This window comes from Flavobacterium sp. LS1R10 (genome assembly GCF_003968825.1).
Lineage (GTDB): Bacteria > Bacteroidota > Bacteroidia > Flavobacteriales > Flavobacteriaceae > Flavobacterium.
In genome coordinates this window covers 548,290-567,129 of record NZ_RYDH01000001.1, presented here as the reverse complement: position 1 = coordinate 567,129, position 18,840 = coordinate 548,290, and the positions used below count along the sequence as shown (strand labels likewise).

The 18,840-nt window shown below is 33.0% G+C and carries 18 protein-coding genes; 6 read left to right on the top strand and 12 right to left on the bottom strand.

The features are described 5' to 3' along the window. Positions 1 to 74 precede the first annotated feature (74 nt). Both EKL96_RS02510 and EKL96_RS02505 read left to right on the top strand, forming a co-directional pair. On the top strand, positions 75 to 845 hold the full coding sequence (locus EKL96_RS02510) for a hypothetical protein (RefSeq protein ID WP_126552889.1): 771 nt from the start codon (positions 75 to 77) through the stop codon (positions 843 to 845). Continuing rightward, on the top strand, positions 839 to 1,816 hold the full coding sequence (locus tag EKL96_RS02505; RefSeq protein WP_126457795.1) for a hypothetical protein: 978 nt from the start codon (positions 839 to 841) through the stop codon (positions 1,814 to 1,816). The genes EKL96_RS02510 and EKL96_RS02505 overlap by 7 nt, the downstream gene beginning before the upstream one ends. 60 nt (positions 1,817 to 1,876) lie before the next feature. Here the strand turns inward: EKL96_RS02505 and EKL96_RS02500 are convergent, their stop codons facing one another. The 5 genes from EKL96_RS02500 to EKL96_RS02480 all read right to left on the bottom strand — a co-directional run bounded on the left by EKL96_RS02500 (position 1,877) and on the right by EKL96_RS02480 (position 8,627). Continuing rightward, the gene (locus EKL96_RS02500; RefSeq protein WP_126457793.1) at positions 1,877 to 2,725 is read right to left on the bottom strand and encodes a thiopeptide-type bacteriocin biosynthesis protein; all 849 of its coding nucleotides are present in this window, start codon (positions 2,723 to 2,725) and stop codon (positions 1,877 to 1,879) included. A 3-nt stretch (positions 2,726 to 2,728) separates the two neighbouring features. Further along, entirely contained in the window at positions 2,729 to 4,939 is a 2,211-nt protein-coding gene (locus tag EKL96_RS02495) for a lantibiotic dehydratase family protein (protein ID WP_126457792.1), read from the bottom strand. Continuing rightward, positions 4,939 to 6,603 carry a S8 family serine peptidase gene (locus EKL96_RS02490; RefSeq protein WP_126457791.1) on the bottom strand — a complete coding sequence of 555 codons (1,665 nt, stop codon included), beginning with the start codon at positions 6,601 to 6,603 and terminating at the stop codon, positions 4,939 to 4,941. Before EKL96_RS02490 ends, EKL96_RS02495 begins: the two co-directional genes overlap by 1 nt. After that, positions 6,600 to 6,779, bottom strand: coding sequence for a hypothetical protein (locus EKL96_RS02485; protein WP_126457790.1), 180 nt, complete (start codon positions 6,777 to 6,779; stop codon positions 6,600 to 6,602). The genes EKL96_RS02490 and EKL96_RS02485 overlap by 4 nt, the downstream gene beginning before the upstream one ends. A 141-nt stretch (positions 6,780 to 6,920) precedes the next feature. Next, positions 6,921 to 8,627 carry a helix-turn-helix domain-containing protein gene (locus EKL96_RS02480; protein ID WP_158614838.1) on the bottom strand — a complete coding sequence of 569 codons (1,707 nt, stop codon included), beginning with the start codon at positions 8,625 to 8,627 and terminating at the stop codon, positions 6,921 to 6,923. Positions 8,628 to 9,140: 513 nt separating this feature from the next. On the opposite strand from EKL96_RS02480, the gene EKL96_RS14390 reads away from it, so the two are divergent. From EKL96_RS14390 to EKL96_RS02465, 3 genes are all read left to right on the top strand, one after another. Continuing rightward, complete coding sequence (locus EKL96_RS14390) at positions 9,141 to 9,314, top strand: bacteriocin (RefSeq protein WP_231507447.1); 174 nt, start codon at positions 9,141 to 9,143, stop codon at positions 9,312 to 9,314. A 24-nt stretch (positions 9,315 to 9,338) separates the two neighbouring features. Beyond that, positions 9,339 to 9,524 carry a hypothetical protein gene (locus EKL96_RS14270; protein ID WP_091259184.1) on the top strand — a complete coding sequence of 62 codons (186 nt, stop codon included), beginning with the start codon at positions 9,339 to 9,341 and terminating at the stop codon, positions 9,522 to 9,524. A gap of 279 nt (positions 9,525 to 9,803) precedes the next feature. Beyond that, positions 9,804 to 10,946: an HlyD family secretion protein gene (locus EKL96_RS02465; protein ID WP_199739563.1), complete on the top strand. Its 1,143-nt coding sequence runs from the start codon at positions 9,804 to 9,806 to the stop codon at positions 10,944 to 10,946. A 43-nt stretch (positions 10,947 to 10,989) separates the two neighbouring features. Here EKL96_RS02465 and EKL96_RS02460 read toward each other — a convergent pair whose 3' ends face one another. Continuing rightward, positions 10,990 to 11,352 (bottom strand): four helix bundle protein, encoded by a 363-nt coding sequence (locus EKL96_RS02460; RefSeq protein WP_126457788.1) that lies wholly within the window; start codon positions 11,350 to 11,352, stop codon positions 10,990 to 10,992. Positions 11,353 to 11,415: 63 nt separating this feature from the next. On the opposite strand from EKL96_RS02460, the gene EKL96_RS02455 reads away from it, so the two are divergent. Further along, positions 11,416 to 13,584: a peptidase domain-containing ABC transporter gene (locus EKL96_RS02455; RefSeq protein WP_126457787.1), complete on the top strand. Its 2,169-nt coding sequence runs from the start codon at positions 11,416 to 11,418 to the stop codon at positions 13,582 to 13,584. Between the two features lie 89 nt (positions 13,585 to 13,673). On the opposite strand, the gene atpG is transcribed toward EKL96_RS02455, so the two are convergent. The 6 genes from atpG to atpB form a co-directional block, all read right to left on the bottom strand. Continuing rightward, positions 13,674 to 14,534, bottom strand: coding sequence for an ATP synthase F1 subunit gamma (gene atpG / locus EKL96_RS02450; protein ID WP_126457786.1), 861 nt, complete (start codon positions 14,532 to 14,534; stop codon positions 13,674 to 13,676). A gap of 98 nt (positions 14,535 to 14,632) precedes the next feature. Continuing rightward, entirely contained in the window at positions 14,633 to 16,210 is a 1,578-nt protein-coding gene (gene atpA, locus EKL96_RS02445) for a F0F1 ATP synthase subunit alpha (protein ID WP_126457785.1), read from the bottom strand. Positions 16,211 to 16,248: 38 nt separating this feature from the next. Then, on the bottom strand, positions 16,249 to 16,782 hold the full coding sequence (gene atpH, locus EKL96_RS02440; protein ID WP_126455011.1) for an ATP synthase F1 subunit delta: 534 nt from the start codon (positions 16,780 to 16,782) through the stop codon (positions 16,249 to 16,251). A 5-nt stretch (positions 16,783 to 16,787) separates the two neighbouring features. Then, on the bottom strand, positions 16,788 to 17,288 hold the full coding sequence (locus EKL96_RS02435) for a F0F1 ATP synthase subunit B (RefSeq protein ID WP_126457784.1): 501 nt from the start codon (positions 17,286 to 17,288) through the stop codon (positions 16,788 to 16,790). 117 nt (positions 17,289 to 17,405) lie between these two features. Continuing rightward, on the bottom strand, positions 17,406 to 17,597 hold the full coding sequence (atpE, locus tag EKL96_RS02430; protein ID WP_073353856.1) for an ATP synthase F0 subunit C: 192 nt from the start codon (positions 17,595 to 17,597) through the stop codon (positions 17,406 to 17,408). Positions 17,598 to 17,703: 106 nt separating this feature from the next. Next, entirely contained in the window at positions 17,704 to 18,840 is a 1,137-nt protein-coding gene (atpB, locus tag EKL96_RS02425) for a F0F1 ATP synthase subunit A (RefSeq protein ID WP_126457783.1), read from the bottom strand.

Below are 18,840 nucleotides of genomic sequence, written 5' to 3'. Positions count from 1 at the left end.
TTTTAAAGGATGCTTACAATGTTTGGGAAGGTACTGCATCAGAGGGTTGGCAAAGAGACAACATCTATTATGGATTGACTCCTAGCAAGCAAAAAGGAGCAATTAGTGGTGGGAAGTATAGAGAATACATAACCTCTTTCAAAATGTCGGGAAATGATGCACAAGGAGCATTTAATACTATTTCAAACACAGATGACCCAAAACAAGTAACTGATTATAGACTCAATAGCTCCTCCGGATGGACAGACGGACAATTTGAATTTATGATTTATTGCTTTTATGGATCAAAAGCATCAAACACTGGTGAATCAGATAAAAAAGGCTTTTTTGCTAAACCGTCTGATTTATTTGAATTAAAACATGAAGCATACAGCAGATTTAATTGGCCTTTCAAAAAAACTTACATTCGTACAACTATAATTGGCTTAAAAACTATAAATTTTTTGAATAATAATTACGGTACAGTGTTAGAATTTCAAACGTGGGATTTAAATAGATTTTCAAATGAATGGAAATTTTCTTTTGAAGAAGTAGATGATCCATTAATAATTGAAACTAAACAATCAATAAGCTCAAAATTCAATGCTAACTTTTCTACCGAATTAAGCGGGACAATTTTTGAGGTTGTTAAAGTGAACACGAAATATGGAGCGTCAATTGAAGAATCAAAATCAAATGATTATATCGTCAAAAGAACAACGAAAAGCAACAATTTATTCGACTCTGTAATTCCTTTTTACGATAATGTAGTAAATAAAAATCCTAATACTGGGCAATTTGCTACAAGAACATATTATACTGGTAAAGTAGAGTTTCAAGTAAGACCAATTCAAGTTCAATGGTAGGCACAAAAAAAAACATATCCACCTACGGTAAGTACTGTAGGTGGTTTTTAATAAAAGCAAATAGTTTGCTTTTATTCCTTTTTATAGCATCTTGTGAAAGAGAAGAAGTTCTTAAAGAAGAAGTTGTGAATTCTCTAAATATTAAAATTGACAATGAACAGTTAAATTTAATAAATAGTCGCATCGGCTCCAACGAAAGTTGTGAAAGTTTATTTTTTAGTTGTAGCTATCAAAACAATAAAAATCCAGGTTTTAGAATTGAATTCTCGCTATTGAAAAATGGTACGTTAAAAAATATTACACTTTTTGACTATAGAAATCAAAATGCACATTTTGAATCTGCCGATTTTAACCCTAAAGGCTTAATGACAATATCAAATTTCAACTACGATGAAACAAAAAAGTACCTTCATTTTGATTTTAAAGGATATCTATTAGAACAATCTTACTATGATGAATTAGACATTGATAAAAAAAGAAAATATATCGAAGGGTCGGTAACTAGTAATAATGTAAGAACTACCGAGTGCCCATATACTTTTACAAATATGAATTTTAAAGGAACTGCTTTAAGTTTTTTTACCGCATTTCATTTTGGCGAATATGATCCGAAACTATTAAATAATCCATATCAAATGTACTTTTACACAGATAACGGATTTAGAGCTTTAATTAAATCTAAAATTAAATTGCCAAATTTAGCAGTAGGCACGTATAAATTTGACCAAAATACAATAGAGAACAGAATTGATTTTGATCAATATGTTGGCATATTTAGAGCTACCCAGTTATTGTGGATTAGAGATATTGATTGGAAAAAATACCAAACAGCTGGCAGTTACACAATTCTTGAGCATACAACTATAAATGAAGAAAAAGTAACTAGAGGCGAAATGAATCTGCAAGTTTATAATAAAGGCGCTTTGATTCACAATATTACAAATGGTAAATTTGTTGTCACTGATTTTTAACTAAAACATTCTATTGTATTATAGAGCAAAAGGGCTTAACTCAAAAGTCAATCCCAATTTTTAATGCCTTCTGAGCTCCTGAGTTTTATAAAACCGATACAAATGGTCGTATATCAGGAGCTCATATTGTCGTTGGCGGGAGGTAAACTGACGATTAACCATCATGTGAATATGGCTGCTTAAAAAATCAAAAAGAGGAATCTCCAACTGACTTTTTATGTTGGAACTTAACAAAGCAATTTCTGATATTTTAGTTTCTATGAAGGGAGTTAATACTTCAAATGGCAAGTCCGTTTTGCCTAGTAGCAAGGCAGTAATTTCTACTTCACGCTTGCGGTATTGGGTATCTAGTCCCTTATTTGTGGCCGCATCGGCATTAAATTCTTTTTTAAAATTCATTTGTAACCGGCGCATCAATTCATGTTTTTCAGACATTGATAACTGAAAACTTTCTAAAAAATGATGAATTGTAAACAGTCCAAACAATAGCTGTGCTGCTACCTCAAAATTGGATTTATGCTTTAAATAGGCTACAATCAACTCACTATGATACCCAAACAAAGTCTCAGAATCTACCATGGTAGCCTCTCCGTACCGCTCCAATTCTCTCTTATAAGTATCCGTTTGTACTTTCCAAACTAAATGGTTGACCAATAACTTCTCAAAAACAGGATGGAATGAACTGATAATGGTAGCTATTGCTTCTGGTTTGGTTACTAAAAAACGAAGACGAAGATGCGAATCAGGATCGTTATACCGAATAAAAAACCATTTGGCAATTATCTTTTCCTTTTGTAAATCTAAAATTAAGGGATACAACTTTTCAGATAATATAAGATCTGCTGTTTTTACTCCAGTGTATATTTTATAATACAGCCATTCACTTCCTATGCAAAAATCCCTTTTCATACTTTACAATTGGTCTTTATAATAGGATAGAATGAACTGATTGGCAAAATTTTCACCTTTTGCGTTTTTCACCACAGATTCCTCTGTAAATAGAAATTCTTCTAAAGTGATTTTAACATGATTTACAACTGATTTCAAAAATAATTGAATCCCTATATTTGTCTCAAAATCAAGTAACAATGTGTTGTCAAAATGAGCCCAATTTACAAGACTAGGAATGCTTCGTTGTTTTCTCCAAATCGAAAAAGCTTCAAATAATAGAATGCCATCCATTTTATAAAAAGGCATAATTTCAGTTTTACTTACGATCCATTTTGATTTTGAAAGTAGTACTCCGTTATATTCAACCCTTGGAAAAAAATCATAATGCGTTTCTAAAACACCCCAACTGAAACTGTAAATAGGCTTTACATCTTGCGACTGTAAATCACATAAAAAATGATAAACAGGCAGCGATTTAGTAACATAATTATGGGCATTTGACAAACAAGGAATAACTTCTTTATTGTGTTTCTTAGATCGCAAAATAATTTTGTTGTTGCGTATCGAAATCATTAAATCATTTAAGTCAATCGTGTAGTCTTTAGTTGCTGCCGAATTAGCCAAATAGGCAATTTCAAATGCTCTTAAAACAGGTCTTCTTAATATATTACCAGTTCTTGATTCCGGAATATGAACAATCTCTGCTAAAATTTTATCAGAATGATAGGTCGCTTCTTTGGCTACAACTTCATTGGTTAAATTGAAAATAGCATCATTTCCATTACAAAAACGCCCTAATAGTTTGGCGGCACTAACATCCCCCGAAGATTCAATTGATATGATTTCTTTTTCTTGATGCAATGCAATTTCAATCATTACCGAGAAAGTAGCTGGTGCATTATTCCAACTAGGATCAAAATCCGGAAAATCCTTTTCAGAAAGCGATACTGCTTCTTCATTTTTAAGAATACATTGCTGAAGTTTCTTCTCCATTATAAAATCATAAGCCGTCCAAGGTTCGAGGATTGTTTCTTGAACTTTACTTTTAAAAGAAAAATGCTCCAAAATCTCATGCGTATCATTCATTTCAGAATTTTGAAGATACCCAATTCCCGTTTCAGTATCTAAAACAGTTGTCAAAGGCATTTCTCTTGATTCATTCCTTTGTGTGAATGCTTTTATAAAATTAGTATGGTTTTCAGACTTCTTTTGCTTTTGAATTCCGTTTAAAAAACGAACCGCTTGGAAGACTTTATTTTGTGAACTAGTACTCAAAGTATTTACGGAAGCGGTCGTATTTAAATCAGTTTGAAAAAGATATTTTTCATCAAACTCCACACCTGTTTTCTCAATTAAATCCTGTATCGCTTCATAGTCTTTTTCAGAAGGAACAAGCGTTTGGTCTAATACTAAAAATTGAGTTCTTATACTTTGCAAAAGTTGAGAATCTTTTTTTAAGTTCGGAATTTTATCGATGATAGAAAAAACGCGTCCCCATTCATCACTACCTGTAACTGTTGCATCCAATTCACTTACAAGAAACTGAAAATCGATAAGCTGATTAATATATTCTAAAGCTTCTGCGGTTTCAGAATCATCATCGGCAAGAAGACAAACCATTTCATCAACAGTCATCCCTGATGTTGCTTTAAGCACTAATTCACTTAAAAGGGCTGTTTTTCGCAATGCTGAAATGGTATGGACTCTTTTTGTTTTTACATAGTTGTAATCAACATAGCGGTAAAAATCCCCAAGAGCATAGATCGAATTATTAGGATAATATTTAAGATAAGGTATAACTTCTTCTCTTTTAGCAAATTCTCGTAATAATGCCACCCAAAATTGCATGTCAAATTGTGTAAAACGACTAAAATTTTCAGTTGAATTGAGTATAATGTTCGTTTCAGAAGCTATTTTTCCAACTGAACAACCCGCAAATAACCCGAAAGGAGTACAACGAGTTGATATTCGCGCAATGTATTTCAGTAAACTAAGCTGCAAACTCTCCCTTTTTTTAGGTGATACACTGGAAGGATCAGCTTTCCATTTTTTTAAAGCTGTTAGTAGTTCCGGTGAAGCCATACGAATGGCTTCTCTAACATAAGGGTTTTCAAACTGCAGCAATAAGGCCTCTTCGGAATAATTTTCCAATAAATCAAAATAGAAAGGCAATGGAAATAAAGGGGTTCTTAAAACATAGTGCGAGAAAGGACGAACTTGATAGTGGTGCATTATCGTTTCTTTTTACTCACTTTCTCAGCGAGTTGCATCGCGTTATAGACATTTAATACTTTTCCTGATTTAGATAATTCACTAAATTTGATTTTTTTGCCCTCTCCACCAGGGACCAAAACGTCTAAATCGTAAGCCGTTCCTGATTCTAGAATAATTTGTTTAACCTCCTTAGCTGTTAGTTTAGGATAATACGACCATATTAAAGCCGCTGTTCCAGAAACCATGGGTGCTGCAAGTGAAGTACCTGAATCATAGCCATAACTATTGCCTGCGGTTGTGGTATAAATTTTATCTCCAGGAGCAAATAAATCTACATTCTTCTTGCCGTAATTTGAATAAGAGGCCACAAAAGTACTGTCTGCTTTTGCAGTAGTGGCGCCTACATTGATAAAATTATCTACGACTTCTTTTGCATCATCCTTAAATTCTGTATCTGACGGATAATAAGGGTTTTCGTCAATATTGAATTTATTGTTACCCGCAGAATGTACAATCAATACATCCCTTTTCATTGCATACTTTAATGCTTCTATTACCAATTCTTTATATAAAGAAAATTCTTTACCAAATGACATATTGATAACCTTTGCACCATTATCTACTGCATAATATATCGCATTAGCTATATCCTGATCGTATTCATCACCTGATGCCGAAATTACTAACGGCATTATCTTGAAATTATTTTTTGCAATCATCGATACAATACCTGATACCTTAGTTGAATGATTATGCGTAGATCTTTTGCCTGCCTTGTTTTCTGAGATAGTCGCATTTCCATATCCTTTACTAACTAAATAAGGATTGCCTTTAATATATATTCTTTCATCAAAATTTACATTTAGATTTCTGTTGACTATCGAATCTATTCGAACCCTTGTATCTAAAGCTTCCTCAATTGTATTCTCTCCTGCTTGCAATCTTGACTTTATAAAACCTATCATTGCACCAATATCATAATCCTTGTCTTCACGTCTTTGTTTAAAAGTTTTATCATTAATTTTATGCTTGAGATACAAACTATCTAATTCCTTGATTGAATACTTTTCATTAGGAAAATATCTTTTTAAGCTATCTTTTGCTATTTGATAATTATCAACAATGTATTGTTGTGATTTTAACCAGTTGTCATAAGCTCCAAATTGCTTGTTATAAGTGTTGATTATACGTTTATATTCATCACCGCCTAGGTTTTGAATAGTTAATTGAGGATTAGAATTAGCGTTCAAAATTTTCAAAAATCTTACAAATTCAAAATTAACCCAAACTAAATAACCATTATCTCTTGTTCCTATAAAATTCCAACCATTAATATCGTCTACATAGCCATTTTTATCGTCATCTATACCGTTAGAAGGAATTTCATGTTTATTGAACCAAATATTATTCTTTAAATATTCATGATTAGTATCTAATGGAGTGTCAATTATAGCAACCACAACATTATTGTTTCGAACTTTACTTTTAGATGTTTTTTTGACTTGAATAAAATCAATGATAAAAGCATTTTGATCTTTATTGACTTTATGAAACCAATTTAAAGAATCTAAACTTCGCCAACCAGAGCTAATTGATTCATTTTTTAAAACATAAACTCCATTTTTTTTTGTGGCACAACTTAAAATTATACAGACTAAAAAAATTAAATAAATATTTTTCATTTTTTTAAGTTAAAGTTATTGGGAGGAGGCATTAAAGAGTCAGTTACAGTTTCAATGTCACCAGTCAATTTTAAAAAACCACCATTTATTAAATGTAAGTTATCCAATTGAGCTACTTTCATTTTTTCTAAATTGAACTTTGATTGCGTTTTTGTTTGTTTTTTTTCTGTTTTCATGTGATAAAATTATTTATTTATTATACAAGTTGCAAAAGTAAAAGCTTGGCCTGATAATAGCTAAAAAAAATTAAAAGTTATTGGCGGAATTCCGTGAATTCCGATAGCGCTATATAAAATAATTAACTGAAAACGAAATAGTTATGAATATTTTTCATTTTCTAGTGCTTTTAGAAAAAAAGTAGGCTTAATCTTGTTTTTCTTATAAAAAGCCGCAGCAAAAGCTTCGGCAGAATTGAATCCAAACTCCTTCGCTAAAAAAGGCATGGTGTAATTTCGTAATTTCGTTTGGGCTTGCAATTGGTCAACCGCATGTGTAATTCTCAAATCGTTAATATAATGCACAAACGTTTTTCCTTTATGTTCATTAATAACATTAGACAAATATTTTGTATTTGTATTTAACTGCAAAGCTACTTTTTGAATGGTAATCGTATTCTCTAAATATCCCTTATTGCGTTCAAAGTAGACTAACTTCTCTAATAATTGCTCCACAACCTCTATTGCTATACCTCGTGATTCTTGTGATTTACTTTCTTGTTTAAAATCATCTTCCTTTTTTATAGCACCAGAAGGCTGAAAATCAACTGATGTAGGACGAATAATTGCTTCAAATCGTTTTTGATATTGTTTTTTTGAATAAAATTGGTAGCCTATTAAGCCTCCAATACCTACTATTAGAATCAAAATCCATATAAAATATCTAGATTCATTGTTTTGCAAGGATTGTACAAGGGATTCTTTTTCTGCAAGTAAACGAGGAGTGTCATATTCTTTGACTAAAACTTTATTTAAATGCTTATAGTTTCTTTGTAATATGCTATCAATACTCATAAACTTATTCAAGAATTTTAATTGATTTTCTTTGTCTCCAGTTTTTTTGTAATATTCAATTAAATAGGAATACCCACTTATAAACTCTGGTGTAATTCTTTTATTTAATAAATACATGGAATCTACTTTGATAAAATTTTGAATCGCTTTCTTTTCACTACTCATACCAGCGTACGACTTTCCTAAATAAAAATAAGACGCCAGTATATTACCAAAATTTTTATCTAATATTATTTGAGGCAATGCCTTATTTATACTATCTAAAGATGCTTTGTAATTTTTCTTTAACATTTCATTTGCACCTTCATTTAAAATAAAATATGGTATATAAAACTTATCGTTGGTTATAATCGATTCTTTGTACCCTAATTTGTTATAAAAACTAGCAGAGTCTAAATTCTTTAATGATTTGTGCGCATCGGCAATCACAAATAAAAGATTGTGATAATCGCTACTGTATTTTAAAGATGATATGTCTTTTTTTCTTATGTAACTTAAACATTCACGATATAGTAGCAATGCCTCCTCTACTTCACCTAATTCCTCTGACCTTAAAACACCAATTGACCGCTTGATATAAAAATTTAAATCTTCATTATTGTCTTTAGCATATTTTTCTGCTTTGAAATAATTAGCTAAAGCCTTGCTATACTTAAATTGCATTCTTAACTCATATGCCTTTCTAGAATAAGACAATGCTGGAAAATTATAATCATTTTGATTAGTTGAATAGGCAATAGATGAATCAAGGTATTGTATTGCTTTATTTCCTTTGTATAATGTTGATAAAAGATAAAAACCCCGTGAAAGACTTAAATTATTTTTTCTAGAATAAGATTTAGAAATGATTTCCGAAATAAATGTTTTCTTATTATTATCACTTTTCTGTAAAATAAACTCTTTTTTTAAATCTTCATACGAATCTTTTCCGATAAATTTATCAGCCGTTTGCGCCAATAAACAATAAGGAAACAGTATTAAAAGCACTATTTTAATAAAACGTTGGTTAGTCATTACAGTAGATTTTGCACAAAAATACAGCAACATCACTAAAATAATCTTAAAAATAATGATTTTTTTACATTATTTAAATAGCATATTTTCAGTGATTTATAAAATACAATTTGTGGAATTCCGTGAATTCAGTATCGGAATTCAGGAATTCCGATAACAACAGTTTGCTTAGAACCTCTTCTTACTCTAGTTTTGGCACAAAGAAAGTGAAAGCGTTTGGAGTAAGACGTTACTTTTAAATGTAGATTACTTTCCTAAATCAATTGGCCAATTACAAGGGAATAATTCAGCTGTACTGTAACCCTTTCAAAAAAAACAGAGCATGAGGTTTTATGTAAAGGTATTTGTTCCTCAAAAAACAAAGCATAAGGGAATAATTCAGCTGTACTGTAACCCTTTCAAAAAAAACAGAGCAAGGAGTTTGAAAGCTATGGTCTCTAAAAAAAACCAAGCACAAAAGTTCTCGAGAAACTTTTTATTGAAATGAAATGTGTAATTTTAAAAACTTAAAAAATGAATTTAGATAATTTGAATTTAGTGGAGCTTAATGCTCAAGAAGTTAAAGGAACAGAAGGTGGGTTTATACCTCTTCTAATATGGGGAATAGCAATATCTGCTGAAACTGTAGCTACTGCATTTTGGGTAGGAGTTGGTGTAGGTGCAGCAGTTGCTCAAGGACAAAAATAATGTTAAATATCAAAAAATTAAAATATGAATTTAGAAGCGTTGAATTTAAAGGAAATTAGTATCCAAGAGTCCAAAGAGACTGAAGGAGGTTATCTTGCTCCAGCAGTGATAGCCGTGGCTGCTGCAGGGGCTACAGTTGTTGGCGTTGTTGTTGTAGGTGCTTTAGTTGGATATGGCGTCTATAAATTTGTAGACTGGGCAACATCATAAAATTAACACAATGACTTATCATAAAATAATGCAATACTTAGCTCCTTATTGGTTTAAGATATTTATCATAGGTATTGCTTTAGGAGCGTTAATTGCTCATATTCAAAAGTTAAAAAATAACTTTTAAATCAAGATTTTTATTGTGAGACTGCCTATTTTATTAGGCAGTCTTTTTAGTATTGAAATAGTAATCAGTTAAAGGAAATTTGTTTGTTGGATTGCAGGTTCTCCATGTTTTTATTATCTATACAAACGTGTCTTATAAATTCACTAAAAAAAATGAACTTCAGTCAAGATCCCATAAACACTCTCGAAAACCTTATCGCAAAAAACAAAACCAAGAGTATTTCTATTTACTTGGTCTTGATTCTGGCTATACTTATTTTTCTGGCACTATTGCCTGTCATCAAAATAGACATTAGCAGTCAGAGTCGCGGTATCGTGCGAAGTACTACTGACAATGTTCCAGTAAGTAGCTTAGTGAATGGCAAAGTAACTTTTATAAAAATAAAGAATAACCAAGTAGTGCAACAAGGAGATACCCTGATTGCCATTACCCAAGAAAATTTAAATACCGAGAAAGCCAATAATCAAGTGACGGCGGCTACTATTCAGGATCAAATTCATGATTTAACTCAAGTTACACAAGGCAGGGCTACGGGTTTTAAAACACTTGCTATGCAGCAAGAGTGGCAGAGTTACAATAATAAAAGAGAGGAATTGCAAAGCAAAATTGCCCAATCAAAAATAGTATATGACCGAAACAAACAGTTGCATGATAAGGGCATAATTGCCAAAGCTGAATTTGAGAAATATAGTTTTGATTATACGTATGCTCAGCAAGCACTTTCTGGTTTAGAAAAAAACCAACGTAGCCTTTGGCAAAACAGCAAACGAGAGCTACAAATGCAACTTCAAAACCTAAACGGCACCCTAGAAAAAATAAAAGTAGAAGCGCAAAACTATTATATAACAGCACCATTATCTGGAACTATAGAAAATTTCTCAGGAATTCAAGCTGGTTCTTTCTTGAACGCCTCTCAACCTATAGCCTCTATTTCGGCAATAGATCAATTGATTGTAGAAAGCACCGTTTCACCAAACGATATAGGTTTAATTAGAAAAAATCAAAAGGTGAAATTTCAACTCGATGCTTTCAATTACAACCAATGGGGTTTGCTAGAAGGAAAAGTAATCGATATTGACCGTAATATTACCATTCAAGGGGAACAAGCTTTTTTTAAAGTACGATGCGCACTGAATACTACCGCAATGCAATTGCAATCCGGTTACAAAACCCAAATTACAAAAGGAATGACCCTAACCACACGATACATCATTACAAGAAGAAGCTTATTTGATTTATTGTTTGACAAAGTCGATGATTGGCTCAACCCGAAACAATTAGAAATTAGCAAGTAGTAATTAGCAATTGCTGAAATTTCTACTTTCTACTTACTAATTACTAGTTCTCTAAGCTTTCTTTCAATTTTTTAGTTATGGCGACCAATAGTTTTAGTATTTCAATACAATCCGCAGACAATGAATCAAATTCCATTTTTGTAATGTATTCCGTTTCAAACAATAGTTCAATCCAATACTGGGTTTCGTTTGCTTCCTTTAAAGCAATGTACAATTTGTTCAGAAAATCTTTTCTGCTTTGGGCAAATTCACTTTCTTTAATTAAAGCACCAATTGCTGTTCCACTTCGAAGCATTTGTTTAGACAAAACAAATTCTTTTTTCTCTGTTTGTAAATACTTAAAAGTATTGATAATTCTAATTGCAAATTTTTTTGACTTTACATGGATAAGATTATCGTTTTTCATAAAGAAATTAATTTATAGAAAATCAAAATTACTAATTTCTAACTACTAATTTCTAATTATATAATGGCCTCTATAAAAATAAAACAACATGATATCAAAGATTGTGGCGCTGCTTGTCTCGCTTCTATTGGCAATCATTACAAAGTTAATCTGCCTATAGCCCGAATTCGTCAATTTGCCAATACCGATAAACGAGGTACCAATGTGCTGGGGATAATTGAAGCTGCAGAAAAAATGGGTTTTTCTGCCAAAGGAGTAAAAGGAGGTATCGATGCTATTGATAAAATTCCGCTCCCTGCTATTGCTCACGTGGTGGTAAAAGAACAATTGCATCATTATGTTGTTATTTATTCTGTCTCCTCCCCTTCGGGGAGGTCGGGAGGGGAAATTACAGCAATGGATCCTGCTTACGGGAAAATGCAAACCTACACTTTTGAAGAATTTCAAAAAATCTGGACTGGCGTATTAATTCTTTTTGCCCCGAATGATGATTTTAAGGAATACAACGAAAAAGTTTCTCCTTTAAAACGCTTTTGGCATTTGGTACAGCCACACAAAACCATTTTAATTCAGGCTTTGGTGGGTGCCATACTTTTTACCGTTTTAGGATTGGCCATGTCCATTTATATCCAAAAAATTACCGATTATGTTTTGGTGGAAGGCAACAGAAATTTACTGAATCTGCTGAGTGTTTCCATGATTATCATCATTACACTGCAAGCCTACATCGGTTCTAAAAAGAGTGTTTTTGTTATGAAAACGGGGCAATTAATTGATGCCAAATTAATTTTGGGATACTACAAACATTTGCTCCATCTGCCGCAACGTTTTTTTGACACGATGCAAGTGGGAGAAATCACATCCCGGATTGGCGACGCGGTAAAAATTAGATCCTTTATCAATGAAGTGGCGATTGATATGATTGTCAATATCTTCATTGTGATTTTTTCCTTTACGTTGATGTTTACCTACTATTGGAAATTGGCTTTGGTGATTCTTTTGGTAATTCCATTTTATGGAGCTATTTATTTTATTTTAAATAAATTCAATAAAAAAGTAGAACGTGTTATCATGGAGAATGCCGCCGAATTACAAACACAATTAGTTGAAAGTGTAACGCATATCAGAACCGTAAAAGAATTTGGGATCGAAGAATTTTCGAATCTAAAGACAGAAAATAAATTTGTAAAACTATTGTTCACCACCTACAAATCAGGCTTAAACAGTGTTTTTGCAGGGACTTCTACCCAATTTCTGGCTTCGATATTTACTGTTATTCTAATGTGGATTGGTTCGGGTTATGTGATTGACAGAGCCATTACTCCAGGGGAATTATTTTCCTTTTACGCTTTGATTGGGTATTTTACTTCTCCCGTTGCTTCCTTGATTGGGATGAACAAAACGGCACAAAATGCACTCATAGCAGCTGATCGACTTTTTGAAATAATGGATTTAGAACGGGAAGAAACAGAAAACAAAGTCGAATTGCAAAGAGAAAAGATAGGAGATATAAAATTTGAAAATGTAACGTTCCGTTATGGCTCGCGCACAGAAGTTTTCAAAAATTTTAATGCTGTTTTCAAGAAAAATGAAACCACAGCTATAGTTGGCGAAAGCGGAAGTGGTAAAACGACACTGATTTCACTGTTGCAAAACTTATATCCCATAAAAGAAGGAAAAATTTATATTGGAGAATATGATTCTCAATTCATACATTATCAGAGTTTACGGAATTGTATTGGCGTAATCCCGCAACAACTCAATCTATTTTCGGGGAACATTATCGAAAACATTGCTTTAGGCGATTCATTTCCAAATATTCAACGCATTTTAGATTTGTCCAAACAATTGGGAATTACAGAGTTTGTGGAGAAATTGCCCAATGGTTTTGAAACTCAAATTGGTGAAAATGGCGCCATGCTCTCTGGAGGACAAAAACAACGTATTGCTATAGCAAGAGCCTTGTACAAAAACCCGGAAGTGTTATTAATGGATGAAGCCACTTCTTCATTAGATACTAACTCGGAACACATTGTAAAAGAAGTGATTGATAATTTTAAATCTCAGGGAAAAACAGTTATCGTCATTGCCCATCGATTGAGTACTATAGCTAACGCAGACACTATTTTGGTAATGGAAAATGGCACTATCGTGGAGTCCGGAAATCACACGGATTTATTAGAACAAAAAGGAAAGTATTATGATTTATGGGATAAACAAGGATTGGTTTAAGAAAAAAAAGATTATTAAGCAATTCCCTTAGAAACAAAAAAAGAGTCACGCATAGCGTGACTCTTTATATATTTTGAATCAATACTTTATTACCCATTCAACGCTTCGGCACCACCAACAATCTCTAAGATTTCGTTAGTAATAGAAGCCTGACGTGCTTTATTATATGTTAATTTCAATTGATTTCTCATTTCCGTTGCATTATCAGTTGCTTTATGCATCGCAGTCATACGCGCTCCGTGCTCTGAAGCAAATGAATCCCGAATTCCTTTATACAATTGTGTTTTTAATGATTTTGGAATTAAAGTCAATACGATTTCTTCTTTTGAAGGTTCAAAAATATAATCACCAGTTGAAACTGTAAGATCAGATTTTATAGGTGCCAATGGCAAAAATTGTTCGGTTTGAACGATTTGTGTTGCGGCATTTTTAAATTGGTTATAAATCAACTCAATTTTATCATATTCTCCTGAAACGAATTTCTCCGTTAATGTATCCGCAATTTTAGCTACAGCATCAAAAGTCAAGTCATCAAAAACAACGCTTTGATTATCAACCACTGAATGTGTTTTACTCAAAACATCATTTCCTTTTTTGCCAATAGCAAAAATATCCACTTGCTTCCCCGTATAAAATTCAGCGCGATTTTTAGCTTCTTTGATTGCATTCGTATTAAAAGCACCCGCTAAACCTCTGTTAGAAGTTATTACAACTAATAATACTTTCTTGATCTCTCGTTGTATGGTAAACTCTCCTCCTATCTCACCATCAAGCGTGGCAGAAAGATTTTGCAATAATTCCGTTAATTTTTCGGCATAAGGGCGCATTGCTGTGATTGCATCTTGTGCTTTCTTTAGCTTTGCTGCAGAAACCATTTTCATTGCCGATGTAATTTGCATCGTAGATGAAACGGAAGTAATTCTATTACGGATTTCCTTTAAATTTGCCATTTTATATTAGTCTAATGTCGTAAAGTCATAAAGTCTAAAGTCCTCAAAAGCAGATAAACTGACTTTAAGACTTTCGACTTTACAACTTTTGACTAGTTTTAGTTATATTTTGCTGATAATTCTTTTGCCACAGATTCAATTACATCTGTAATTTCGTCTGTTAATTTTCCTGCTTTTAAAGCGTCAAGAGTTGCTCTGTGTTTGTTGTTCAAGAATTCCAAGAAATCTTTCTCAAATTCTCTTACTTTATTTACAGGAACATTTCTCAATAAGTTTTTAGAACCAGCGTAGATAATTGCAACTTGATCTTCAACAGTATATGGATCGTTCAAACCTTGTTTCAAGATTTCAACGTTTCTTCTTCCTTTTTCAATTACATTTAAAGTAACGGCATCAAGATCAGAACCAAATTTAGCAAACGCTTCTAATTCACGGAATTGTGCTTGATCCAATTTCAAAGTACCTGCTACTTTTTTCATTGATTTAATTTGGGCATTTCCTCCAACACGAGATACCGAAATACCTACGTTAATTGCCGGACGAACCCCAGAGTTAAACAAATCTCCATCAAGGAAAATTTGACCATCTGTAATCGAAATTACGTTTGTTGGGATGTATGCAGAAACGTCACCAGCTTGAGTTTCAATAATTGGCAGCGCCGTCAATGAACCACCACCTTTTACAATTGATTTCAATGAATCTGGTAAATCGTTCATGTCTTTAGCAATTCCATCATCTGCAATTACTTTACAAGCACGTTCTAATAATCTACTGTGAAGGTAGAAAACGTCTCCAGGATATGCTTCGCGTCCCGGTGGTCTTCTCAATAACAGAGAAACCTCACGGTATGCAACCGCTTGTTTAGATAAATCATCATAAACAATTAAAGCCGGACGACCTGAATCTCTAAAATATTCTCCAATTGCAGCACCTGCGAAAGGAGCATACACTTGCATTGGAGCTGGATCAGAAGCATTTGCAGCAACAATAATGGTATATGCCATTGCGCCTTTTTCTTCTAACATTTTAGCAATTCCTGCTACAGTCGAAGCTTTTTGTCCAATAGCAACATAGATACAAAATACTGGTTTCCCAGCATCGTAAAATTCTTTTTGATTTAAGATAGTATCGATACAAACAGTTGATTTACCTGTTTGACGGTCACCAATAACTAGCTCACGTTGTCCACGACCTACTGGAATCATAGCATCTACTGCTTTTATTCCTGTTTGTAATGGCTCAGTAACGGGTTGACGGAAGATAACTCCAGGAGCTTTTCTTTCTAACGGCATTTCGTATAAGTCTCCACCGATTGGTCCTTTTCCATCAATAGGAAAACCAAGTGTGTTTACTACACGACCTACCATTTGTTCTCCTACTTTAAGAGAAGCAATACGTTGTGTTCTTTTAGCAGTTGAACCTTCTTTGATTCCTGTAGATGGTCCTAAAAGAACTACACCTACATTATCTTCTTCAAGATTCAAAACAATAGCTTCTAATCCATTGTCAAATTCAACTAACTCTCCATATTGAACATTCGAAAGCCCGTAAACACGAGCAATACCATCTCCAACTTGAAGTACTGTTCCTACTTCTTCTAGTGTAGCACCAGATTCAAAACCTTCTACTTGCTTTCTTAATATTGCTGAAATTTCAGCAGGTTTGATTTCCGCCATCTTAATTTATAATTTAGACACTTAAATGTGCAATAAAACTAATTACTTAACTCTCTTTTTAATACTTGTAATCTGTTGGCTACTGAAGCATTGTATTGCTTGTCGCCTATTCTAAGAATAAATCCTCCAATGATTGAAGCATCTACTATATTTTCTATTGTGATTTTTTTATCCGAAAGTGTTGCAATTTTAGCCAAAACTTTAGCTTCTAATGCTGCATCCATAAGAATCGCTGTAGTAACCTGCGCTACTTCAATACCATTCATAATATCCGATAATTTACTGTACTCTATGGCAATTGCTTCTAGAATTTCGAATCTTTTGTTTTCAAATAATAAATGAAACAACCCTTGAGTTACGCCATTTATACCGGCAAAAACTTCTAACAGTGCTTTTTCTTTTACCTCCACTTTCATGGTCGGGTTTTGAATAAAAGTACTCAATTCTAAATTACCCTTAATTGTCGAAGCAATCAATTTCATGTCGTTATTTACAACTTCGGCAACACCTTTTGAGTTTGCTAAGTCTAGAATTGCTTTTGCGTAGCGAATTGCTGCTCTTGTACTTGCCATAATTGTTAGTTTAACTTTACATCACCTAACATTTTCTCAACTAATTTAGTTTGAGCTTCTTTGTTAGATAATTCGTCTTTCAATATTTTTTCTGCGATATTCAATGACAATGTTGAAACTTGTAATTTCAATTCGGCCATGGCTGCATTTTTTTCACTTTCAATTGCTGCTTTCGCTTGCTCGATCATTTTTAATCCTTGAGCCTGTGCTTCCTTTTTTGCATCAGCAACCATTTTCTCTTTTATTTCACGAGCGTCTTTAAGCATGTTGTCACGCTCTAATCTTGCTTCTTGTAAAATACGTTGGTTGTCAGCTTGAAGATTTTGCATTTCTTTTCTAGCGTTTTCAGCAGATAGTAAGGCATTTTTAATTCCTTCTTCTCTATCATTAACTGCATCCAGAATTGGTTTCCAAGCGAATTTTTTTAACAAGAATATCAATCCTACAAATATTACTATTTGCCAAATAAACAAACCAAACGAAAAATCATTTATTAACTTATCCATTATATCTAATTATAAATTTTAAAGTATGAATTGCTTTTAATCGCAATTTGTAATGTTTTAATTTTAAAAACAATAGTTACAACCAACCGTTGTAACTATTGTTTTTTTTAGTTTTAATTAAGATGCGAATAACGCAGCAAAACCAATACCTTCAATAAGTGCAGCTGCGATAAGCATAGCTGTTTGGATTTTTCCAGAAGCTTCTGGTTGACGAGCAATAGCGTCCATTGCTGAACCACCAATTCTACCAATACCTAAACCTGCTCCGATAACAATCAATCCTGCTCCTACAATAGTTGGAATTTCCATAATATATAAATTAAAAATTAAACATTTTTATTAATAGTCTAAAGTTGTAAGGTCGAATGTCATAAAGTCAAGGTGACTTTTAAACTTTCAACGTTTGACTTTCGACTTAATGGTGAGCCTCTTCGTGATGATGCTCTTCGTTTCCTGCTCCAAAATAAAGTGCGGATAACATAGTGAAAATATACGCTTGTAAAAAAGCTACTAATATTTCAAGAATCATAAGCACAAATGCCAATCCAAATGACAAACTGCTTCCAATCCAACTTTTAAAAATAAACATTAAACCAATAATACTCATCAAAACTACGTGTCCTGCTAAAATATTAGCGTACAAACGGATCATTAATGAAAATGGTTTGATGATGGTTCCCAATAATTCAATTGGCGCCAAAATAAATTTCATTGGAGTTGGCACCCCTGGCATCCAGAAAATGTGTGCCCAGTAATTTTTATTGGCTGAGAAAGTGGTAATTACATACGTCAAAATAGCCAGCGATGCTGTTATAGCAATATTTCCCGTTATATTGAATCCCAGTGGCGTTAACCCTAAAATGTTTAGAAATAAAATAAAGAAAAATATCGTTAACAAGTAACTCATGTATTTCTTATAATTTTTTTCTCCAATATTTGGTATGGCAATTTCGTCTCTGACATACAAAACAATCGGTTCAAATATGCGTCCGGCTCCTGAAGCAATTCCTCCGTTTTTAGTATATGATTTTGCTAAACCTTTAAACAAGATAAACATTAAAATGGCGACAAACAAAATACCAACCACACTTTTAGTGATGGATAAATCAAGTGGCGTTACATTAGTAGGATGACCATGTTCGCCTTCTGTTAAAGTTCCGTCCGCCTCTGTTTTGTATATTTTTTCGTGGTGCAATACGTAGAAGTTTCCATTGTGCTCTGCTGTTTCTTCACCATAATGAAATTTTGAAGAAGAAAATACTTGCAAACCATTGTCCCAAAGGATAACAGGCAATGAGAAACCATTATGTGATCCTGATTCTTTATCCGCATTAAAGGTAAAAGAATGTGAATCTAAAAGGTGATGATTGATAAATTCCTTAATTTCAGATTTTACATCTGTTGGTTCAGCATGAGCTCCTTCAGCTGCCTCATGAGCAACTTCTGTTTTTACTTTCACAGAATCCTGTTCCGGATTTGCAAAACTAATTAAAGGAAGACACGCTACTAAAGTCGCTACTATGAATCTAAGTGGTTTGTTTGAAATCACCAT

Bases quoted from the DNA above. Each gene is read 5' to 3' on its own strand.
- EKL96_RS02460 (WP_126457788.1), bottom strand. From the start codon at position 11,352: ATGAAAAACGATAATCTTATCCATGTAAAGTCAAAAAAATTTGCAATT.
- EKL96_RS02435 (WP_126457784.1), bottom strand. From the start codon at position 17,288: ATGGATAAGTTAATAAATGATTTTTCGTTTGGTTTGTTTATTTGGCAA.
- EKL96_RS02505 (WP_126457795.1), top strand. From the start codon at position 839: ATGGTAGGCACAAAAAAAAACATATCCACCTACGGTAAGTACTGTAGG.
- atpB (WP_126457783.1), bottom strand. From the start codon at position 18,840: ATGGTGATTTCAAACAAACCACTTAGATTCATAGTAGCGACTTTAGTA.
- atpA (WP_126457785.1), bottom strand. From the start codon at position 16,210: ATGGCGGAAATCAAACCTGCTGAAATTTCAGCAATATTAAGAAAGCAA.
- EKL96_RS02480 (WP_158614838.1), bottom strand. From the start codon at position 8,627: ATGACTAACCAACGTTTTATTAAAATAGTGCTTTTAATACTGTTTCCT.
- atpE (WP_073353856.1), bottom strand. From the start codon at position 17,597: ATGGAAATTCCAACTATTGTAGGAGCAGGATTGATTGTTATCGGAGCA.
- EKL96_RS14390 (WP_231507447.1), top strand. From the start codon at position 9,141: ATGAATTTAGATAATTTGAATTTAGTGGAGCTTAATGCTCAAGAAGTT.
- EKL96_RS02490 (WP_126457791.1), bottom strand. From the start codon at position 6,603: ATGAAAAATATTTATTTAATTTTTTTAGTCTGTATAATTTTAAGTTGT.
- EKL96_RS02465 (WP_199739563.1), top strand. From the start codon at position 9,804: ATGAACTTCAGTCAAGATCCCATAAACACTCTCGAAAACCTTATCGCA.
- EKL96_RS02485 (WP_126457790.1), bottom strand. From the start codon at position 6,779: ATGAAAACAGAAAAAAAACAAACAAAAACGCAATCAAAGTTCAATTTA.
- EKL96_RS02455 (WP_126457787.1), top strand. From the start codon at position 11,416: ATGGCCTCTATAAAAATAAAACAACATGATATCAAAGATTGTGGCGCT.
- EKL96_RS02500 (WP_126457793.1), bottom strand. From the start codon at position 2,725: ATGAAAAGGGATTTTTGCATAGGAAGTGAATGGCTGTATTATAAAATA.
- EKL96_RS14270 (WP_091259184.1), top strand. From the start codon at position 9,339: ATGAATTTAGAAGCGTTGAATTTAAAGGAAATTAGTATCCAAGAGTCC.
- atpH (WP_126455011.1), bottom strand. From the start codon at position 16,782: ATGGCAAGTACAAGAGCAGCAATTCGCTACGCAAAAGCAATTCTAGAC.
- EKL96_RS02495 (WP_126457792.1), bottom strand. From the start codon at position 4,939: ATGCACCACTATCAAGTTCGTCCTTTCTCGCACTATGTTTTAAGAACC.
- atpG (WP_126457786.1), bottom strand. From the start codon at position 14,534: ATGGCAAATTTAAAGGAAATCCGTAATAGAATTACTTCCGTTTCATCT.